This window comes from Streptomyces sp. NP160 (assembly GCF_006335115.1).
GTDB lineage: Bacteria > Actinomycetota > Actinomycetes > Actinomycetales > Quadrisphaeraceae > Quadrisphaera.
In genome coordinates, this window is sequence record NZ_VDMJ01000051.1 from 1 (window position 1) to 20359 (window position 20359).

Annotated in this window: 16 protein-coding genes and 2 pseudogenes; 14 read left to right on the plus strand and 4 right to left on the minus strand. The window is 77.6% G+C overall.

The window, feature by feature from the left end; translation table 11 throughout:
• Positions 1 to 102: 102 nt before the first annotated feature.
• From FHN55_RS23970 to FHN55_RS21020, 8 genes and pseudogenes are all read left to right on the plus strand, one after another.
• Positions 103 to 312 (plus strand): DUF1290 domain-containing protein (locus FHN55_RS23970; RefSeq protein ID WP_257571179.1); only part of this gene is annotated, 210 nt, incomplete at its 3' end.
• Positions 313 to 314: 2 nt separating this feature from the next.
• Positions 315 to 429: pseudogene (locus FHN55_RS23975) on the plus strand (DUF1290 domain-containing protein); the annotation flags it as partial.
• The gene (locus FHN55_RS20995; protein ID WP_139714362.1) at positions 426 to 1508 is read left to right on the plus strand and encodes a DUF881 domain-containing protein; all 1083 of its coding nucleotides are present in this window, start codon (positions 426 to 428) and stop codon (positions 1506 to 1508) included. The pseudogene FHN55_RS23975 and the gene FHN55_RS20995, both read left to right, overlap by 4 nt.
• Before the next feature lie 56 nt (positions 1509 to 1564).
• Entirely contained in the window at positions 1565 to 1954 is a 390-nt protein-coding gene (gene gcvH, locus FHN55_RS21000) for a glycine cleavage system protein GcvH (RefSeq protein WP_139714363.1), read from the plus strand.
• A gap of 190 nt (positions 1955 to 2144) precedes the next feature.
• Positions 2145 to 2471, plus strand: a pseudogene (locus FHN55_RS21005) (FHA domain-containing protein); the annotation flags it as partial.
• Positions 2468 to 3385, plus strand: a complete 918-nt coding sequence (locus tag FHN55_RS21010; RefSeq protein WP_373995756.1) for a MerR family transcriptional regulator — start codon at positions 2468 to 2470, stop codon at positions 3383 to 3385. The pseudogene FHN55_RS21005 and the gene FHN55_RS21010, both read left to right, overlap by 4 nt.
• 118 nt (positions 3386 to 3503) lie before the next feature.
• Positions 3504 to 4022, plus strand: a complete 519-nt coding sequence (locus FHN55_RS21015; RefSeq protein WP_139714364.1) for a bifunctional nuclease family protein — start codon at positions 3504 to 3506, stop codon at positions 4020 to 4022.
• Between the two features lie 42 nt (positions 4023 to 4064).
• Positions 4065 to 4730 carry a MerR family transcriptional regulator gene (locus tag FHN55_RS21020; RefSeq protein ID WP_139714365.1) on the plus strand — a complete coding sequence of 222 codons (666 nt, stop codon included), beginning with the start codon at positions 4065 to 4067 and terminating at the stop codon, positions 4728 to 4730.
• Positions 4731 to 4847: 117 nt separating this feature from the next.
• On the opposite strand, the gene FHN55_RS21025 is transcribed toward FHN55_RS21020, so the two are convergent.
• From FHN55_RS21025 to FHN55_RS21035, 3 genes are read right to left on the minus strand one after another with little or no spacing between them, the layout of a single operon-like run.
• Positions 4848 to 5888 (minus strand): aminoglycoside phosphotransferase family protein, encoded by a 1041-nt coding sequence (locus tag FHN55_RS21025; protein WP_180357992.1) that lies wholly within the window; start codon positions 5886 to 5888, stop codon positions 4848 to 4850.
• A 38-nt stretch (positions 5889 to 5926) separates the two neighbouring features.
• Entirely contained in the window at positions 5927 to 9145 is a 3219-nt protein-coding gene (locus FHN55_RS21030; RefSeq protein ID WP_180357993.1) for an AAA family ATPase, read from the minus strand.
• Positions 9142 to 10491, minus strand: a complete 1350-nt coding sequence (locus FHN55_RS21035; RefSeq protein ID WP_139714368.1) for an exonuclease SbcCD subunit D — start codon at positions 10489 to 10491, stop codon at positions 9142 to 9144. The genes FHN55_RS21030 and FHN55_RS21035 overlap by 4 nt, the downstream gene beginning before the upstream one ends.
• 155 nt (positions 10492 to 10646) lie before the next feature.
• Here FHN55_RS21035 and FHN55_RS21040 point away from each other — a divergent pair, with 155 nt between their 5' ends.
• Positions 10647 to 12212 (plus strand): glutamate--cysteine ligase, encoded by a 1566-nt coding sequence (locus FHN55_RS21040; protein ID WP_139714369.1) that lies wholly within the window; start codon positions 10647 to 10649, stop codon positions 12210 to 12212.
• A 102-nt stretch (positions 12213 to 12314) separates the two neighbouring features.
• Positions 12315 to 13097, plus strand: coding sequence for a hypothetical protein (locus tag FHN55_RS21045; protein ID WP_306821832.1), 783 nt, complete (start codon positions 12315 to 12317; stop codon positions 13095 to 13097).
• 18 nt (positions 13098 to 13115) lie between these two features.
• On the opposite strand, the gene FHN55_RS21050 is transcribed toward FHN55_RS21045, so the two are convergent.
• A complete protein-coding gene (locus tag FHN55_RS21050) occupies positions 13116 to 13586 on the minus strand; it encodes a PPOX class F420-dependent oxidoreductase (RefSeq protein WP_139714370.1) in 471 nt (156 codons plus the stop codon).
• Between the two features lie 208 nt (positions 13587 to 13794).
• Between FHN55_RS21050 and FHN55_RS21055 the strand changes: the two genes are divergently transcribed.
• The 4 genes from FHN55_RS21055 to FHN55_RS21070 all read left to right on the plus strand — a co-directional run.
• On the plus strand, positions 13795 to 17265 hold the full coding sequence (locus FHN55_RS21055; RefSeq protein ID WP_139714371.1) for a pyruvate carboxylase: 3471 nt from the start codon (positions 13795 to 13797) through the stop codon (positions 17263 to 17265).
• Positions 17266 to 17342: 77 nt separating this feature from the next.
• On the plus strand, positions 17343 to 18476 hold the full coding sequence (locus FHN55_RS21060; RefSeq protein ID WP_139714372.1) for an iron ABC transporter permease: 1134 nt from the start codon (positions 17343 to 17345) through the stop codon (positions 18474 to 18476).
• A 44-nt stretch (positions 18477 to 18520) separates the two neighbouring features.
• On the plus strand, positions 18521 to 19693 hold the full coding sequence (locus FHN55_RS21065) for an iron chelate uptake ABC transporter family permease subunit (protein WP_218974897.1): 1173 nt from the start codon (positions 18521 to 18523) through the stop codon (positions 19691 to 19693).
• Positions 19693 to 20359: ABC transporter ATP-binding protein (locus tag FHN55_RS21070; protein ID WP_139714373.1), on the plus strand; the 667-nt coding region annotated here is incomplete at its 3' end. The genes FHN55_RS21065 and FHN55_RS21070, both read left to right, overlap by 1 nt.

A 20359-nucleotide genomic window follows, 5' to 3' on the forward strand; every position in this document is an offset into this window, starting at 1 on the left:
GGCCAGCACCCCAGCCCCCGCCCCACCGGAGCAGCAGGAGTCCTCCCCCGTGACCGCCACGGCCCCGCCGACGTCCGCCCCGACCCCCTCGGCGAGCGCCCTGTGATCGCCGCCGTCGGCCTGCTCGTCGGCATCGTCCTGGGCCTGGTGCTCGACCCGACGGTGCCGGCGTGGCTGCAGCCGTACCTGCCCATCGCGGTGGTGGCCGCCCTCGACGCGGTGTTCGGCGGCTTCCGCGCCGCTCTGGACGGGCTCTTCGACGACCGCGTCTTCGTGGTGTCGTTCCTGTCCAACGTCGTGGTGGCGGCGCTGNNCCTCGGAGACCAGCTCGGCGTCGGCAGCCAGCTCTCCACCGGCGTCATCGTGGTGCTGGGCATCCGCATCTTCTCCAACGTCGCCTCCATCCGGCGCCACCTGTTCAAGGCATGACCGCCGACGACGCCCGGACCGGCCACGGTGGCGGACCCGGCCCCGAGCCGGACCCGCCCGCAGCCCCCGGCCCCGGCCAGCTCGCCCTCGACCTGCCGGCGGCCGGAGGTGCCGGCTCCGCAGACCAGCTCCTGCTCGACATCCCCGCCGACGACGACGAGCGCGGCGGCGCCGCCCCTGGCGCGGCCTCGCGTCCCGGGTCCGCGGAGCGCTCCGCCGAGGAGCCCGCTGCCGCCCCCGCTCCCGCTGAGCCCGCTCCCGCGGCGCCCGCTGCCGCCCCCGCTCCCGCCGCCCCCGCTCCCGCCGAGCCCGCTCCCGCGGCGCCCGCAGGCCACGGGACCCGCCGCGGCCTGCGCTACGCCCTCGCCCCCCGCGCCACCCGCGGGCAGCTCGTCGTGGGGCTGCTGTGCCTGCTGCTCGGCCTCGCCGTCGCCGTCCAGGTGCAGCAGCGCACGGGCGCCGACCTGGCGGCCCTGCCCCAGCCGGAGCTGCTGGGCCTCCTGGACGACGCCACCGACCGCTCCGAGCGCCTGCAGCGCGAGATCAGCGACCTGGAGAGCGCTCAGCAGGACCTGCGCGCCAGCGGCGACCAGCAGGCCGCCGCCCGTGAGCTGGCGCAGCAGCGCGTGGACACCCTCGGCATCCTCGCCGGCACGCTGCCGGCCACCGGGCCGGGCATCCGGCTGACGGTCCAGGTGCCGTCCGGCTCGAGCCCGAGCGCCGCCACGCTCCTGCTGGGCGCGGTGCAGGAGCTGCGCGACGCCGGTGCCGAGGCGATCCAGATCGGCGACGCGCGGGTCATCGCGAGCAGCGCCTTCACCGACTCCGCCGACGGAGCCGTCGCGGTGGGCGGCCCCGGGACGGAGGTGCTGGTCAGGGCCCCGTTCACCGTGCTGGCCATCGGTGGTCCGCAGACGCTGGCCAGCGCGATGGAGTTCCCCGACGGCGTCGGTCCGACGGTCCGGCGGGTCGGCGGTTCGATCTCGGTGGAGCAGCTCGACGCGGTCGACGTGACGGCGTTGCAGCCCGCGGGCGCGCCTGCGTACGCTCGCACGGTCGCGCCGAGCGCCCCGGGCTGAGGTCCCCGGTCGTCGGCGCCGTCACCCCCGATGCTGCTCAGCCAGGAGGCCCCTCCATGCCCGACGTCGAGGTCCCCGAAGAGCTCCGCTACACCGCGGAGCACGAGTGGGTGGCCGCCACCGACGGCGACGTCGTGAGGATCGGCATCACCGCCTACGCGCAGGGCGAGCTGGGCGACATCGTCTACGTCTCGCTCCCGGCCGTGGGGGACCGGGTGGAGGCCGGCGCCTCGTGCGGGGAGCTGGAGTCCACCAAGAGCGTCAGCGAGCTGTACGCCCCCGTCACCGGGGAGGTCACCGGCCGCAACGACAGCCTCGACGGCAGCCCCGAGCTGGTGAACTCCGACCCGTACGGCGAGGGGTGGGTCCTGGAGGTCCGCCTGGACGACCCGGCCGCGCTCGACGGGCTGCTCGACGCCGCCGGCTACCGGGACCACATCTCGTGACGCCGGTGGCCGGGCGCGGGTGCGGCGGCCCTGCACCCGCCGTCCGCGCGACGGCTAGGGTGGCCCCGTGAGCGAGCGCGAGGAGCCGGGCAGGCAGGGCGGTTCGGACACGACGATGTCCTTCCCGGCCATCTCGGTGCCGGAGGTCGAGACCTCGTCCGACGCGCCCCCCGGGCTGAACTCCGACCAGCAGCGCGCCGTCGACGCGCTGCCCGAGGGCTGCGCCCTGCTCGTGGTCCAGCGCGGCCCCAACGCGGGGGCCCGCTTCCTCCTCGACGACGACCGCACCACCGCTGGTCGTCAGCCCAGCAGCGACATCTTCCTGGACGACGTCACCGTCTCCCGCAAGCACGCCGAGTTCGTGCGCGACGGGCAGCGCTTCCGCGTGCGCGACGTCGGAAGCCTCAACGGCACCTACGTCAACCGCGACCGCGTCGACGACGTCCTGCTCACGAACGGTGACGAGGTCCAGATCGGCAAGTACCGCCTGACCTTCCACTCCTTCCGCGCGCGGTGAGCGAGCGGGCCGCTTCCCCCGCCCGCCGCACGCCGCAGGACGCCCCCGCAGGGGAGCAGCGGGAACCGCTGCTCACGATCGGTGAGCTGCTGGCCCGGCTGGCGCCGGAGTTCAGCGACGTCACGCACTCCAAGGTGCGATTCCTCGAGGACCGCGGCCTGGTGTCCCCCCAGCGCACCCCCAGCGGGTACCGCAAGTTCACCCTCGCCGACGTCGAGCGGCTGCGCACGGTGCTGCGCCTCCAGCGGGACCAGTTCATGCCGCTGCGGGTGATCCGCGACCACCTCGCCGCCCTCGACGCAGACCCGGGCGCAGACCCGAGCGCCGACGTGCCACCCGGGACGGCGCGGGCGGTGGCGGGCTCGGAGGCGCTCAGGGCGAGCACCGCGGCCGCTGCTGCCGCGGGAGCTGCCTCCGGGGTCCACGACGACGACGCGGGCGCCGTCCCCGGGAGGCTCGACGACGGGCCCGGTGCCGGTGCCCCGGCTGCCGGCGGCGGGTCCGCCCGGGCCGTTCGCAGGGACCCGGTGGAGCGCACGGAGGTGCTCGCCGCGGCCGGTGGCTCGCTGGCGCTGCTCGAGGCCCTCGAGGACCACGGCCTCCTCCCGCGCGAGACCGCCGGCCGCTACCCCCGCTCCGCGCTCGACCTGGTGACGGCGGCGGTCGTTCTGGGTGAGCACGGGATCGAGCCGCGCCACCTGCGGGCCCTGCGCACCGCGGTCGGGGCCGAGGCGGCGCTCGTGGAGCAGGTGGTGAGCCCCCTGCGGCGGGCCCGGCCCGGCGAGCGGCCCGAGCGCGCCGAGGAGCGCGCCGACGACGCCGAGCGGGTGGCGCTGGAGCTGGTCACCTCCCTGCTGTCCCTGCACGCGGCGGCGCTGGGCTGCGCCCTGGACGAGGTCCCGCCCGCGCCCTGACGCGTCCGACCGGGTCCCGGTGCGGTCGCGGTGCGGTCATGACCCGGTCATGACCCGGTCATGACCCGGTCATGACCCGCCCGCTGGACGGTGCCGCGGGCGGCGTTACGGTGGGCGGGTGCGCGAGCTCGACGTCGTGGGGGTCAGGGTCGAGATGCCCTCGAACAACCCCATCGTGCTGCTGCGGGAGCGCGAAGGGGACCGCATGCTCCCGATCTGGATCGGCGCTCCCGAGGCCAGCGCCATCGCCTTCGCCCAGCAGGGCGTGGTGCCGCCGCGCCCCCTCACCCACGACCTGCTCAAGGACGTGCTCGAGGCGGTCGGGCGCACCCTGGTCGAGGTGCGGATCGTCAAGGTGCTGGACGGCATCTACCACGCCGAGCTCGTCCTCGACGGCGGAACGACCGTGAGCGCGCGCTCCTCCGACGCCATCGCCCTGGCGCTGCGCACCGGCTCGCGCATCCTCGGGGCCGAGGAGGTGCTCTCCTCGGCCAGCGTTCCCGTCCCCGACCAGGACGAGGACGAGGTGGAGAAGTTCCGGGAGTTCCTCGACCACGTCAGCGCCGAGGACTTCGAGGGCGACCCGCCCGGTGACGCCGGAGACGACACGCCAGGGCGCGACACGCCGGAGCGCTGAGGGGCTCCTTCGTTGACGGGGGGCCTGCCCGGCCCTACCGTCATGAGGACGCCCTGCACCGGAGCTGCCGGCGGTCCGCGACTCGCCACGAGCCGCGGTCCCGCGCCGGCCCGGGACGGCGCACGACAGGAGGACCGCGTGAGGGGCACGGGAGACGGCGGGAGCGGTCGCACCGCGGCTGCGCAGAGCCTGCTCTTCACCGACGCGCTGCCAGCGCTCGACCGCGAGGCGGGCTACCGCGGTCCGACCGCGTGCAAGGCGGCGGGCATCACCTACCGGCAGCTGGACTACTGGGCCCGCACGGGCCTGGTCGAGCCGAGCGTGCGTCCTGCCAGCGGCTCGGGCACGCAGCGGCTGTACGGCTTCCGCGACATCCTCGTCCTCAAGGTCGTCAAGCGTCTGCTCGACACCGGGGTGTCGCTGCAGCAGATCCGCTCGGCGGTGGGCCACCTGCACGAGCGCGAGGTCGAGGACCTCGCCCAGATCACGCTCATGAGCGACGGCGCCAGCGTCTACGAGTGCACCTCCGCCGAGGAGGTCGTCGACCTCGTCCAGGGCGGTCAGGGCGTCTTCGGCATCGCCGTGGGGCGTGTGTGGCGCGAGGTCGAGTCCTCCCTCGCCACGCTGCCCAGCGAGAAGGTCGACGGCGGCTCCTCCGCCACCGACGAGCTCGCTGCCCGGCGCGCCGCTCGCCGCACCGCCGGCTGACCCTGGCTGCCGACCGGCTGCCGACCATCTGCTGGACCATCTGCTGGACCATCTGCAGGCACCACCGGCCGCTGCACCTGCACGCTGTGGCGGTGGCCGCTGACCTCCCTGGGACGGTCAGCCGGCCAGGCGCTCCGCCACCGCGAGGACGTGCCGCACGTCGCCGGGGAGTGCCTCCCCGGTGTCCCCGGCGGCGGTGCGTCCGCTGAGGGACCACACCGCTGACAGCACCGCCTGCACCAGCGCCCACCCGCGCACCCGGTCTTCGGGCAGCTGCGACGCCTGCGCGAGCCGGTCGCAGCGCACCACCGCTCGTCCTGCCGCAAGCTCCCCGAGCCTGAACGGGTTGTAGACGGCGGCGGCGACCTCGTAGGCGGGCTCGCCGACCACGCCGTGCGGGTCGATGACCACCCAGCCGCCGGCGGCGCTCAGCACGTTGTCGTGGTGGAGGTCGCCGTGCAGGAGCGCGTCGGCCTGGCCGGCCGCGGCCGCGGTGCCGAGCAGGTGGCGCCCCTGCTGCGCCGCCACCTCCACGAGGCGGGCCGGCAGGAGCAGGTGGCGCGGGTCGCGGAGCTCGGCGACGGCGAGGAGCTCGCGGAGGTGACCGCGCACGGACCCCAGCGCGGCGCGACCCGCCGGGTCGGCGCGCTCGTCGTCGTCCCGGGGGACGGGGGCCGGCCGGCGCACGGCGCGCGCAGCGCTGCCGATGACCTCGCAGGCGGCGTCGTCGGCGGCGGCGAAGCGCGCCGTGCCGGCGGCAGCCAGCAGCGGGGCCGCGAGCGGCTCGCCCGGCTCCACCAGCTCCAGCAGCTGCGCACCGGCGGTGGGACGGGCGTCCAGGAGGCGCACCGGGCGCACGTCCGCCGCGGCCCCGTGCCCCTGACCAGCGGTGCGGCGCAGCCAGTGCACCTCGGCCAGCGGTTGCGGCGCCCCGGGGACGGCGAGCTTGAGCACGCACGGGCGGCCGTCGTCGCGGACGCCGCGTCCCACCCAGTGGATGCTCGCGGGCACCTGGGTCAGCGGTCCCAGGCGCCAGTGGCGCCGCCAGCGGTCGACGACGGCGGGCAGCTCCTCGACCCAGGCGCGTGCGCGGGCGAGGTGCTCGGGGCCCTCCTCGGCGGCGGCGGCCAGCACGTGCTGGGCGAAGGCGCGGTCCACCCGGCCAGGCTCCCGCAGGTCTCGACCTCCGGGCCAGGTCAGGCGAGGACGGTGGCCAGCCGGGACCCGGTGGAGGTGCGCAGCACCTCCAGCCGCGCCGGCACGCGGGTCCGCAGCTCCGGGACGTGGCTGACGAGGCCGACGGCGCGGCCGCCGGCGCGCAGCTGCTCCAGCACGCCCATGACCTCCTCCAGGGACTCCGGGTCGAGGGTGCCGAAGCCCTCGTCCACGAAGAGCGTCTCCACGGGGGCGCCCCCGCCCTCGGCGCGGACGACGTCGGCCAGGCCGAGCGCCAGCGCGAGGGAGGCCATGAAGGTCTCGCCCCCGGACAGCGTGGCCACGTCGCGCTCGACGCCGGTCCACGCGTCGAGCACCCTCAGGCCGAGCCCCGAGCCCGCGCCGCGCCGCTCGAGGGCGTCGGTGTGGACCAGCCGGTAGCGGCCGTCGCTCATGACCTCCAGCCGCTCGCTGGCGGCAGCGGCGACCTGCTCCAGGCGCGCCGCCAGCACGTAGGTCGACAGCTTCATCCGGCGGGCGTTGCCGCCACCGGTGCCCTCGGCGCACCGGGCGAGGTCTCCGGCGACCTCGGCGCGGCGGGCCAGCGGCTCCAGCGCGGCTGCTCCCCGGGCGGTCTCGACCTCCAGCCGCTCCAGCTGCGCGGCGGCGGTGGCGGCGCGCTCGGCGGCCCGCACCGCTGCTTCGGCGGCCTCGTCGGCCGCGGCCCGCTGCTGCGCGGCCTCGGCGAGCGCGGCCAGCGCCCGGTCCGGGGCGTCCGGGTCGTCCGGGTCATCCTGGTCGTCGAGTTCGTCGGAGTCGTCGAGGCGCTCCGCGCCGGGGGCGCTGGTCCGGTCCGGACGGGCCAGCTCGGCCAGCTGGGCCTCCAGCGCCGCCGTCGCGCGCTCGTGAGCGGCGACCGCGCCCTGCAGCTCTGCCCGCTGCGCGCTCGAGCGCAGCGCCGCACGAGCGGCGGCGAGGTCGGCGAAGCCCGCCGTCGAGGCGGCCGCCACCGCCGCGTCCTCGGTGTCGCGAGCGGTGTCGCGGGCGGAGGCCTCCGCCTCACCGGCCGCGGCGAGCGCCTCAGCGGCGCGCGCCAGGGCCGCCAGGCGCGCGCTGCGGGCGGCCAGGCCCTCCTGCCCGCCGGCGGCCTCGAGCCGGGCGCGGTCTCGGTCGAGCGCGCCGGCCAGCTGCTCGGCGCGCTCGGCGAGGCGGGCCAGCGCGCTGGAGACGTCCTGCAGGGCCGCGGCGTCGGCGGACTCCTGGGCCTGCAGGGCCGCGAGCTCGGCGCGGGCGGCGTCGAGGTCGGCCTGGGCGGCACTGGCCCTGCTGGCGGCCAGGCGCGCCTGCTCGAGCAGCTGGGCGGCGTCCTGCGCGCTGGTCCCACCGGCGCGGCCCCGGGCGGCCGCCGCGTCCCGCTCGAGGTCGGAGAGCTGCTGCTGGGCGGCGCGGGCGGCCGCGTCGGCGCGCTCGAACGCCGCCTGGGCCGCGTCCTCGGCGGCCACGGCCGCTGCTGCTGGCTGCACGGGCTGCACGGGCTGCACGGGCTGGCCCTGCACGTCCGGTGGCGCTGGGGCGGGGCCCCGGCCGCCGTCCGCGGGCGCCGGGTGCTCGCAGGACCCGCAGACCGGGCACGGGGCCCCGCTCTCCAGCCGGGCGGCCAGCTCGGCGGCGACGCCCTCCCAGCGCGCCTGGCGCGCGTCCAGCCAGCGGCTGCGCGCCTCCAGAGCGGTGCGGTCGGCTTCGAGCGCGGCGCGCCGGGCGGGCTCGCAGCGAGCGGTGAGCGCGTCGGCGGTGGTCGCGTGGGCGAGGAGGTCCTGGGCCCGCGCGAGGGCGGCGGCGGTCTCCGGCGCGGCGGCGGCGCCGGCCGCGGCGGACTCGGCCCGCTGGGCGAGCTCGGCGCGCGCCTGAGCTGATCGCTGCGACCGCTCGCGCAGGCGGGTCTGCTCGCGGGCGAGCCGGTCGTGCTCGGCGGCCACCTCGCGGGCCTGGCGCTCGCGCTGGGCGGTCTCGGCCTCCAGCTGCACCAGCTCGGCCAGCCGTCCCTGCTCCTGGCGGTGGCGCGCGGCGCTCTCGCGCAGCTGCTCCGGGCTGGACCGGTCCTCGGGTGCGGCTGACCCGTCGGTCCCGGCGGGCCCGTCGGGCCCGGCGGCAGCGGCGAGCTCCGCTGCAGCCCCGGCGGCGCGTCGCTCGGCCTCGGCGACGCCGTCGGTGGCGGCGGCGAGCGCCCGCAGGTGGCCCTCGAGGCCCTGCGCCGCGAGGGCCGCCTCCAGCTCGCGCCGCTGGCGCGCCACGGCCGGCACCGCCTGCTCCAGCCGGTGGCGCTGCTCGCGCACCTGGGCGGCGCGGCGGGCACGGTCGGCGGACGCGCGCAGCGCGTGCTCGCGGGCGGCGGCGGCCCGGGCGGCGGTGGCGGCTCCGACGCGCTCGGCCTCGGAGCTCAGGGCGGCCCGCTGGGCAGCCAGGGCCAGGCCGCGCACCCGCTCCAGGAGGTCCTGGGCGGCGGGGAGGGCCTGGCCGCCGCGGGCCGCGGCGTCGTCGTCCGGCGCGGCCCCGGCGTCCGGAGCCCACTCGGCCGCGGCGTGCTCGGCGCGGTCGGCGAGGGCTGCCAGGCGCGCTGCCGCGGCGTCGTGCGCGGCGGCGGTGCGGGCGCGCTCGGCGGCCAGCCACCGCTCGGCGCGCTCGTACCTGTCGGTGGAGAACAGGCGCTGCAGCAGGGCGCGGCGCTCGGTGACCCCGGAGCGCAGGAAGGTCGCGAACTCGCCCTGGGGCAGCAGGACCACGGTGGCGAACTGCGGCAGGGCCATCCCCAGGACGTCGGTGAGCACCTGGGAGGCCTCGTCGTTGCGGGAGGACAGCGGCCGCCACCCCTCCGGCCCGGCGTCCGGGGCCCCGGGGGACCACTCGGCCAGCAGGGTCCGGGCCTGCTCGGTGGTGGTGCCTTCCCCGCGGCGCTTGGGCCGGGTCCAGGCCGGGGAGCGCTCCACCCGCAGGCGGCGCCCGCCCGCGGTGAGCTCCAGCTCCACGACCGGTGCGAGCTCGGGGGCGGCGTGGTGGGAGCGCAGGTCGGGGGCGCCTCCGGAGCGGGCGCCGGGGACGGCGCCGTACAGGGCGAAGCAGACGGCGTCGAGCACGCTGGTCTTGCCCGCGCCGGTGCGCCCGTGCAGGAGGAAGAGCCCGTCCGCGGACAGGGCGTCGAAGTCGACCTGCTCGGAGCCGGCGAAGGGCCCGAAGGCCGTCACGGACAGGCGGTGCAGCCTCACGCGCTGGCCGCCCTGTCGCCGGCCCTGTCGCCAGCAGGAGCGGTGTCGAGGTGGCGCTCGCGCAGGTCGACCTCCCCCGGACGGACCAGGCCGTCCAGGCCGTCGAGCTCCGGGCGGTGGTCTGCCTCGGCCAGCTCGGGCCGGGTGGCCTCCAGGGCGGCGCGCAGCAGGGCCCGCTCGGCCGGGTCGGCGGCGCGGCCGCGGACGTGGTCGACGAAGGAGCAGCACAGCGCCTCCTCGTCCAGGCCCGCGACGCGCTCGGCGTACCCCTGCGGGCGCCGCTCGCCGGTGAGCTCGGGCTCCCAGGACAGCGCCAGCACGTGGGGGAAGCGGGTGCGCAGCGCGGCCATGGGCTCCCGGGGCCGCTCGGGGTCGGTGAGCACCACCTGGCACCACGCCTGCCGCGCGGTCTCGTGCTCGGGGGCCGCGAGCAGGTCGGCCAGGTGACCGCGCAGCAGCGCCAGCGCCCGTGGCGGGGCGACGTCGACCGGGTCCACCCGCTCGAGACCGTCCGCGCCCAGCTCGAGCAGCCAGTGCCCCTTGGCGCGCCCTGCCTCGGAGAAGGAGTACGCCAGCGGGGAGCCGGAGTAGCGGACGTGCTCGGCCAGCACCTGCCGCCCGTGCAGGTGGCCCAGCGCCAGGTAGTCCAGCGAGGACGCGGCTGCTGGGCCCGCGCCCCCGTCGTCGTCCGGTCCGTCTCCTCCGCGCCCGCCCAGGAGCACACCGGCGGGCACCGAGCCGACGCCGCCCACGGTGATGTCCCGCTCGTCCCCGCTGGCCTCGCCCCCCACGACGAAGGCGTGCGCCGCGAGCACCGCGCGGGTGCGCCCGCGGGCGCCGTCGCCGGTGCGGCGCTCGGCGAGGTCGGCCCGGACCCGGTCGGCGACCTCTCCGAGGACCGCGGCGTGGCTGCGCGCGACGCCCAGCGGCCCGGCCACCAGCCCCGGCTCGAGGTAGGGCACGCCGTACAGGGCCACCGGGCCGTGGGCGTCGGCGAGCTCCACCGGGCGGGCGGCGTCGGCCGCGCGGGTGCGCAGGTGCAGGCCGGCGCGCTCCAGGGAGCGCCCGCCGAAGCCGAGGCGGGCGGCGGAGTCGTGGTTGCCGCTGGTGAGCAGCACCTGCGCACCAGCGTCGAGGAGGCGGTGCAGGGCGTCGTCGAGGACCTCCACCGCGTCGACCGCGGGCAGCGCGCGGTCGTAGACGTCTCCGGCGACGACGACGGCGTCGACCCGCTCGGCGCGGACCACCTCGACCAGGGCGTCGAGGACCGACGCCTGGTGCTCGAGCATGCCGACCCGGTGGAAGCTGCGCCCCAGGTGCCAGTCGGAGGTGTGGAGGATCCGCACCCCTGGGACGCTAGGCGGCCCCACCGACAGCCCGTCCGGCGGGTCACGCACCGCAGGCGCCCGCAGCGCAGCGCGACGCGGGCCCCGGCGGCGGTCACCCGCTCGGAGCAGGGGTTCGACGGGCCCGGGTCCGACTGCACGAGGAGGTGACGGCGGTGGGGCAGGAGGTCGACGCCTCGGCGCTGGGACGGGAGCGGCGCCGCGCGCACCGTGAGCGCCTGGCGCTGTGCCTGGCAGCGCTGGAGGGGATGCTCACCGAGCACGCCGCGGGGCGGGCCCGCTTCGAGGACGACCCGCCGCGCGTCGGCGTGGAGCTGGAGCTGGTGCTCGTGGACCCGGCCACCAGCGCACCGCTGCGCGCCAACGACGCGGTGCTGCAGCGCATCGCCGCCTCCTCCGACGCGCCGCTGTGGGGACCGGAGATCAGCGCGCACACCCTGGAGGTGAACCTGCCGCCGGGCGCGCTGGAGGGACGGGGGCTGGCGGCGCTGGAGCGCGGGCTGCGCGACCGGCTCGACGCCGCCGACGCCCGCGCCCGCGAGGCCGGGGGCCGCCTGCTCATGACGGGCCTGCTGCCCACGCTCCTGCCCGAGCACACCGGCGGGGACTGGATGACGCCGTCGGCGCGCTACCGGGCCCTGCAGGAGGCCGTGCTGGCCGCCCGCGGGGAGGACCTCGAGCTCGACGTGGAGGCCGCCCCGGGCACCCCCGGCGGCCAGCGGCTGTCCCTGCTGCTGGACACCCTCGCCGCGGAGGGGGCGTGCACGAGCACCCAGGTGCACCTCAAGGTGGCCCCGGAGCTCTTCGCCGCCAGCTGGAACGCCGCGCAGCTGCTCATGGGCCCGCAGCTGGCCCTGGGCGCCAACAGCCCGTTCGCCTTCGGGGCGCGGCTGTGGGAGGAGTCGCGCGTGCCGGTCTTCACCCAGGCCGTGGACACCCGCCCGCCCGAGCTGGCCGCCGCCGGGGTCCCGGCACGGGTCTTCCCCGGCAGCGGCTGGCTCGACACCGACCGCGGGGCGCTCGCGGCGTGGGACCTCTTCGCGGAGAACGCGCGCCTGTTCCCCCCGCTGCTGCCGCAGACCTGGGCGGAGGACCCCGCCGCCGAGCTCGCCGCCGGGCGCGCGCCCCGGCTCCAGGAGCTGTGCCTGCACGGCGGCACGGTGTGGCGCTGGAACCGGCCGGTCTACGACACCGGCCCCGACCCCACCGGGGCCCGGGGGGAGCGGCTCGCACACCTGCGCATCGAGAACCGGGTGCTGCCCGCCGCCCCCACCGTGCTGGACGCCGTGGCCGACGCCGCCGTCTGGCTGGGGGCGGTGCACGCCCTGCGCACCGCAGGACCGGACCCCTCCCAGCTGCTGCCGCACGAGGCCGTGGTGGCCGGTCTCCGGGACGGCGCGCGCGAGGGGCTGCGCGCGCGGCTGCCGTGGCCGGGACGCGGCCTGGTGGAGGCGCGCCGGCTGCTGCTGGAGGTGGTGCTGCCGCTGGCGGCGCAGGGGCTGGCGGCGGCGGGGGTCTCCGGGGCGGAGGTCGACAGGTACCTGCAGGTGGCCGAGGCCCGCGCGGCCACCGGCCGCACCGGCGCGCAGTGGCAGGCCCGGGCGCTGGCTGCCCTGGAGGAGCGCGGCGCCGACCGGCGCACCGCGCTCGCGGGGGTGGTGGCCCGCTACGCCGAGCGGCAGGACGGCGGGGAGCCGGTGCACACCTGGCCGGACCTGTGAGCCACGGGAGGACGACGACTCTTGCAGCGTAAGCATGTAATCGCGTAATCTCGTGGTACCGGCCAGCGGCCAGCGCTGGCCTCGACGTCCGGGAGGACGACCATGAGGAGCACCCGCAGGCACATCCCCCCCGAGGTCGCCGCCGTCTGGGCCGAGCGCGTGCGCGCGGCCCGCGGCGAGCGCCGCGGCGGCCCCTTCGGCCCGGGAGGTCCGTTCGCCGACGGGGGACCCGGCCCGTTCGGCGGCCCCTTCGCCGGGCCCGGAGGCCCGGGGCGCGGCGGCCGCGGGCGCGGCGGCCCGCGCGGCCGCGAGAGCGCCCCGCCGTCCACCGAGGGCCTGGCCGGCTGGCTCGCCGGCCGCCTCCCCTCGGAGTGGTTCACCGGTCCGCCGCAGCTCACCGTCGACCGCGACGAGGTGCTCGTGGTCGGCGAGCTGCCCGCCCTCGACCCGGCCCTGCCGGACGGCCCGTCCGGGGACGCCGAGCGGACCGGCGCCGAGCGGGGGCGCATCGCCAGGTTCCGCGAGACCACCCGCGACGAGCGCGTGAGCATCGCCCGGGAGATCGAGGAGCGCTGGGGTCGCGCGGTCGCCTGGGGGGCCCGGCTGGGCTCCACCGAGGAGGTCTTCACGACCGTCTCGGTGCCCACGATGACCCGGCTGCGCCAGCCCGAGCGGCTGGTGCTCGACACCCTCGTCGACTCCGGCGTCGCGCGCTCGCGCTCGGAGGCGCTCGCCTGGTGCGTCGCCCTGGTCGGGCAGCACACCGAGGAGTGGCTCACCGAGCTGCGCGGGGCGCTGTCGGAGGTCGAGCGCGTGCGCGCCGCGGGTCCCGCTCCCCGCGCCGGCCGGGCCCCCGACGCCGAGGTCCAGGACGACGGCGCCTGAGCCCGTCCGGGCCGGGGCTCAGGCCAGTCGCGCGGGGAACCCGCCGGTGGCGATCGGGCCCCAGCGGGTGGGCGTGATGCTGATGAGGGACTTGCCCTGGTCGCGCATCGCCTGGCGGTACTCGTCCCAGTCCGGGTGCTCCCCGGAGATGCAGCGGAAGTACTCCACCAGCGGCTCCACGGCGTCCTCGCCGTCGATGACCTCGGCGGTGCCGTCCACCTGCACCCACTCGTTCCCGAACCCCTTCGAGAGCACCACCAGGGAGGCTCGGGGGTCGCGGCGCAGGTTCACGGCCTTGGCGCGGTCGGGGTAGGTGGAGATGACGAAGCGGGCCTGCCCCCCGGAGCCGGCGACGCCGCCGGTGACGGGTGAGGACTGCAGGGAGCCGTCCCGGCGGAAGGTGGTCAGGACGACGTCGTGGCGGGTGCGGGCGAAGTCGAGGAGCTCCTCGAGGCCGACCCGGGTGGTGGTCGCGATGGTCCGTGCCATGACCGGAGGCTAGGTGGAGCCCGCCCGGGCCTGCGCGCCGGTGGTGCTCGCCCGGGCCGCGGGGTGGGGACCGCCCCCCTCGTCGCTGCCCTGTCGCTGCCCTGTCGCCGGAGGCGCGCCTTCGCTAGCGTCCGGTCCAGCCGCCCCCGGTCCCGCTGCCCGCGGGACGTCGGGCGGCTCCCGGGCGAGCCGTCCTGCAGGAGGTCGCGTGTTCCGCAAGGTCCTGGTCGCCAACCGCGGGGAGATCGCGGTCCGCGCCTTCCGCGCCGCCGTCGAGCTGGGGGCCCGCACGGTGGCGGTCTACCCCTACGAGGACCGCGGGGCCGTCCACCGCATCAAGGCCGACGAGGCCTACCAGATCGGCGAGCGCGGCCACCCCGTGCGCGCCTACCTCGACGTCGACGAGATCGTCAGGGTCGCCCGGGAGTCCGGGGCCGACGCGGTCTACCCCGGGTACGGGTTCCTCTCGGAGAACCCCCGCCTGGCGCAGGCCTGCGCCGACGCCGGCATCGCCTTCGTCGGTCCTCCGCCGGGGGTGCTGGAGCTCGCCGGCAACAAGGTCCGCGCCCTCGCCCAGGCCCGCGAGGCCGGCATCCCCGTGCTGCGCTCCTCGGCGCCGTCCTCCGACGTGGACGAGCTGGTGGCCGCCGCCGAGGGCATCGGGTTCCCGGTCTTCGTCAAGGCCGTCGCCGGGGGCGGCGGGCGCGGCATGCGCCGCGTGGACGACCCCGCCGCGCTCGCGGAGGCCCTGGCGACGGCGATGCGCGAGGCCGAGGGCGCCTTCGGGGACCCGACGGTGTTCCTCGAGCAGGCGGTGCTGCGCCCGCGGCACATCGAGGTCCAGGTGCTCAGCGACGGCACCGCCGGCACCCACGCCGCCGGGAGCGCCGGTGCGGCCGACGACGGGTTCGTCCACCTGTTCGAGCGCGACTGCTCCCTGCAGCGGCGCCACCAGAAGGTCGTCGAGATCGCCCCCGCCCCCAACCTCGACGAGGGCCTGCGCGAGGCCCTCACCCGCGACGCCCTCGCCTTCGCCAGGTCCATCGGCTACGTGAACGCCGGCACGGTGGAGTTCCTCGTGGAGACCGCCGGCGAGCGCGCCGGGCAGCACGTCTTCATCGAGATGAACCCGCGCATCCAGGTGGAGCACACCGTCACCGAGGAGGTCACCGACGTCGACCTCGTGCAGTCCCAGATGCGCATCGCCTCCGGGGAGACCTTCGCCGACCTCGGCCTGTCCCAGGACCGCATCGTCCTGCGCGGAGCGGCCCTGCAGTGCCGCGTCACCACCGAGGACCCGGCCAACGGCTTCCGCCCCGACACCGGCACCATCACCGCCTACCGCTCCGCCGCCGGCGCCGGGGTGCGCCTGGACGGCGGCACCATCGAGGTCGGCGTGGAGATCAGCGCCCACTTCGACTCCATGCTCGTCAAGGTCACCTGCCGCGGCCGGGACTTCCCGACCGCCGTGCGCCGCCAGCGGCGGGCGCTCGCGGAGTTCCGCGTGCGCGGGGTCAGCACCAACATCCCGTTCCTGCAGGCGGTCCTGGACGACCCCGCCTTCACCGCCGGGGACGTGGCGACCTCCTTCATCGAGGAGCGCCCCGAGCTGCTGCGGGCCCGCACCCCGGCCGACCGCGGCACCAAGCTCATGACCTACCTGGCCGACGTCACCGTGCACCGCCCGCACGGGGAGGCCCCCACCTCCCTCGCACCGGTCGAGAAGCTGCCGGGTGGTTCGGACGTCGAGGCGCCCGCCCCGGACGGCTCGCGCCAGCGCCTGCTGGAGCTCGGCCCGGCGGCCTGGGCGGCGGCGCTGCGCGCCCAGGTGCCCGTCGCGGTCACCGACACCACCTTCCGCGACGCCCACCAGAGCCTGCTGGCCACCCGCGTGCGCACCCGCGACCTGGTCGCCGTCGCCCCCCACCTGGCCCGGATGCTCCCCGGCCTGCTCTCCGTGGAGTGCTGGGGAGGCGCCACCTACGACGTCGCCCTGCGCTTCCTCGGCGAGGACCCCTGGGACCGCCTGGCCGCCCTGCGCGAGGCGGTGCCGAACGTGGCGCTGCAGATGCTCCTGCGCGGGCGCAACACCGTCGGCTACACCCCCTACCCCGAAGCGGTGACCAGGGCCTTCGTCGCCGAGGCCACCGCCACCGGCGTCGACGTGTTCCGCATCTTCGACGCCCTCAACGACATCTCCCAGATCCGCCCCGCCATCGACGCCGTCCTGGAGACCGGCACCGCGGTGGCCGAGGGGACGCTCTGCTACACCTCAGACCTCTCCGACCCGTCCGAGCACCTGTACACCCTCGACTACTACCTGCGCCTGGCCGAGCAGGTCGTCGAGGCCGGCGCCCACGTCCTCGCGGTCAAGGACATGGCCGGGCTGCTGCGCCCGCCCGCCGCCAGGAAGCTCGTCACGGCGCTCCGGCAGCGCTTCGACCTCCCCGTCCACCTGCACACCCACGACACCGCGGGTGGCCAGCTCGCCACCCTGCTCGCCGCCGTGGACGCCGGAGTCGACGCCGTCGACGTCGCCGCGGCCCCCATGGCCGGCACCACCAGCCAGCCGCCCGCCTCGGCCCTGGTCGCCGCGCTGCGCCACACCGAGCGCGACACCGGCCTGGACCTGCGCGCCGTCATGGACCTGGAGCCCTACTGGGAGGCCGTGCGCCGCCTCTACCGGCCCTTCGAGTCCGGCGTCGGCGCCCCCACCGGACGCGTGTACGACCACGAGATCCCCGGCGGGCAGCTGTCCAACCTGCGCCAGCAGGCCATCGCCCTGGGCGTGGGCGAGAAGTTCGAGCAGGTCGAGGCGATGTACCACGCCGCCGACAGGATCCTGGGACACCTGGTCAAGGTCACCCCCTCCTCCAAGGTCGTCGGCGACCTCGCCCTCCACCTCGTCGCCGTCGGCGCCGACCCCGCCGACTTCGCCGAGGACCCCCAGCGCTTCGACGTGCCCGACTCCGTCATCGGGTTCCTGTCCGGCGAGCTCGGCGACCCGCCCGGCGGCTGGCCCGAGCCCTTCCGCACCAAGGCGCTCGCGGGCCGCAGCACGACCCCGCGCGAGGTGGCGCTGCCCGCCGAGGACGAGGCCGCGCTCGCGGCGCCGGCCGACCTCTCGCCCGCGGGGACCAGCGGGCAGCGGCGCGACCTGCTCAACCGGCTGCTGTTCCCCGGCCCGGCCGCCGAGCTGGCCCGGGTGCGCGAGGCCTACGGCGACGTGTCGGTGCTGGACACCCGCGACTACCTGTACGGCCTGCGCCGCGGGGAGGAGTCCGTCATCCGGCTGGGGCGCGGCGTGTCGCTCATCGCCGGGCTGGAGGCCGTCGGCGAGCCCGACGAGAAGGCCCTGCGCACCGTCATGACCGTGCTCAACGGGCAGCTGCGGCCCGTGGCGGTCCGCGACCGCACCCTGGAGGTGTCCGTCGCCTCGGCCGAGAAGGCCGACCCCTCCGCGCCGGGGCACGTCGCCTCCCCGTTCGCCGGGGTGGTCACCCTCGTCGTGGCCGAGGGGGACGCCGTCGAGGCCGGCCAGACGGTCGCCACCATCGAGGCGATGAAGATGGAGGCCGCCATCACCACCCCGGTGGCCGGCACCGTGCGCCGCCTGGCGATCGGGGCCGTGCAGCAGGTGGAGGGCGGGGACCTGGTGGTGGAGGTCGCCCCGGGCTGAGGCTCCTCGCCCCCCGGAGGGAGGACGACGACGGGGGCGGTTCCCAGAACAGGTGAGGGCAGGCTAACCTCACCCGGGTGATCGCGACCGACGCCGCTGCGCGCCCCGCGCGTCCCGCGGGCGGTCCGGCAGACCAGGCGGCTCCGGGCGCCGGGGGGCGACGCCGCTCGCCGGGACACCGCGGCGCCGTCGTCGTCGTCCTGCTGGGCCTGGTGGTCCTCGCGGTGGCCGCCGGCCTGGCGCTGGGCTCGAAGGCGCTGCCGCTGCCGGTCGTGGTGGACGTGCTGCGCGCCGGTCCGGCCGCCGCGGCGGCCCCGGGGGCCAGCGAGGCCTCCGTCGTGGTGTGGCAGCTGCGGGTGCCGCGCACGCTGCTCGGCCTGCTCGCCGGTGCCGCGCTCGGGGTGGCCGGCGGCCTCATGCAGGGCCACACCCGCAACCCCCTGGCCGACCCGGGCCTGCTCGGGGTGACCCAGGGCGCGGCGCTGGCCGTGGTCGTGGCGGCCGTGGTGCTCGGCGCCGACGGCGTGCTGCCCCCCGCCGTGACGGTCACCGCGGCGCTGGTGGGCGCCGGGGCCGGGGCGCTGGTGGTCCTGGGGATCGCCCTGGGGGGCGCCCGCTCGCGGGGCCGGTCGGGGAGCGGGGCCGACCCCCTCACCCTCGTGCTCGCGGGGGCCGCCGTCACGGCGCTGCTCGGCTCGCTGGTGCAGGCGGTGGTCCTGGCGGACGCCACCGGGCTGCAGGCCTACCGCTTCTGGGCGGTCGGCGCCGTCACCGGCACCACCGAGGTGGTCGCCCTGGCCGCTCCCGTGGCCGCCGTCGGCCTGGTGCTCGCCCTGCTCGGCGCCCGCGGCCTGGACCTGCTGGCCCTGGGCGAGGACGTGGCCCGCGGCGCCGGGCTGCGCGTCGGTCCGGCCCGGCTGCTGGGGGTGGCCGGGGTGGTGGCGCTCGTCGGCGCCGCCACCGCAGCCTGCGGGCCGGTCGCCTTCGTCGGCCTGGTGGTCCCGCACCTGGCGCGCGCGCTGGTCGGGCCTGTGCACCGCTGGCTGCTGCCGGTGGCGGCGCTGGTCGGGGCGGTGCTCGTGGTCGCCGCTGACGTCGTCGGGCGCCTGGTGGTCTCCCCGGCCGAGGTGCCGGTCGGGGTGGTGCTGGCCGTGCTGGGCGGACCCGCGTTCGTGGTGCTCGTGCGCCGCCGCCGGCTGGTGGCCCTGTGAGCGGCCCTGTGAGCGGCCCTGTGAGCGGCCCTGTGAGCGGCCCCGTGAGCGGCGCTGTGAGCGGCCCCGTGGGCGCGCCCGCCCTCGCCCGCCGGTCCGCAGGCGCGGTGCGCCCCCAGCTGTCCCCGGCCCCCGGCACCCGCGCGCTGCGCGCCGGGCCGGTCTCGGTGCGCCTGCGCTGGCGCTCGGTGTCCCTCGTGGTCGCAGGCCTGGCGCTGCTGGTGCTCGTCGTCGCCGTCGACCTGTCCCGCGGGTCCGCCCAGCTCGGTCTCGGTGACGTCGTCGCGGTGCTCACCGGCGGAGGGGACCGCGGCGCCCGCTTCGTGGTGACCGAGCTCCGCCTGCCGCGCACCAGCACCGCCGTCGCCGTCGGCGCCCTGCTGGGCCTGTCCGGTGCGCTGCTGCAGGCCTTCGCCCGCAACCCCCTCGCGAGCCCCGACATCCTCGGGGTCGACAGGGGCGCCGCCGCCGGCGCCGTGGTGGTGATCCTCGCCTCCACCGCCGCCCCCTCCCTGGCCGGGCCGCTGTCGGCGGTGGGCGTGCCCCTGGCCGCTGGTGCGGGAGCCCTCGGCACGGCCCTGCTGATCTACGCCCTGGCCTGGCGCCGCGGTGTGCAGGGCGCCCGCCTGGTGCTCATCGGCATCGGCATCGCCGCCGCCCTGCAGGGCCTGATCTCCTGGATGCTCATCGGGGCCCGGCTGGAGTGGGCCGCCGAGGCCGTGCGCTACCTGTCGGGCTCGCTGTCGGGGCGCGGGTGGGAGCAGGTCGCCCAGGCCGGCGCCGCGCTCGCGGTGCTGCTGCCGCTGGCCCTGGTGCTGGGGCACCGCCTGGACGCCCTGGTGCTCGGCGACGACTCCGCCCGCGCCCTCGGGGTGGGCCTGCAGCGCAGCCAGCTCGCCGTCCTGCTGGTGTCCGTGGCCGCCGCGGCCGCCGCCGTGGTGGCCTGCGGTCCGGTCGGCTTCGTGGCGCTGCTGGTGCCCCAGGTGGCGCTGCGCCTGGCCGGTCGCGCTGCCCGGGGGCGGCCCCCCGTGCTCGCCAGCGCCGTGCTGGGCGCGGTGCTCGTGGTGCTGGCCGACTGCGTCGGGCGCACCAGCCTCGGGATCGACCTGCTCTTCACCCTGCCCCAGGAGGTGCCCGTCGGGGTGGTCACCTCGATCGTCGGCGCCCCCTACCTGATCTGGCTGCTCGTGCGTCGAGCCCGCGAGAGGACCGTGTGATGACCAGCTCACCTCCCGCTCCCGCCTCCTCTGCCGGGAGCAGGCTGCGCGCCGAGGGCGTGCGCCTGGCCTACGGCGAGCGCGTCGTGGTGGGCCGCGACGGCGGCCTGGACCTGGCGGTGCCCGACGGCGCCCTCACGGTGGTGGTCGGCCCCAACGGCTGCGGCAAGTCCACGGTGCTGCGGGCCCTGGGGCGCCTGCTGCGCCCCACCGCCGGGCGGGTGCTGCTGGACGGGCGGGCCATCGAGTCGATGCCCACCCGTGCCGTGGCCCAGCAGCTGGCGCTGCTGCCCCAGAGCCCCACGGCCCCCGAGGGCCTCACCGTGCGCGACCTGGTCTCCCGCGGCCGCCACCCGCACCAGCGGTGGTTCTCCACCGCCTCGGCCGCCGACGACGACGCCGTCAGCCGCGCCCTGGCGCGCGTGGGGGCGCTGGACCTGGCCGACCGCGTGGTGGACGAGCTCTCCGGGGGGCAGCGCCAGCGGGCGTGGATCGCCCTGGCGCTGGCGCAGGAGACCGACCTGCTGCTGCTGGACGAGCCCACCACCTTCCTGGACCTGAGCCACCAGCTGGAGGTGCTCGACCTCGTCCACGAGCTCGTCCACCCCTGCGAGCAGGCCCAGGACGGCGAGCACGCCCAGCAGGCCCCGCGGGGTCGCACCGCCG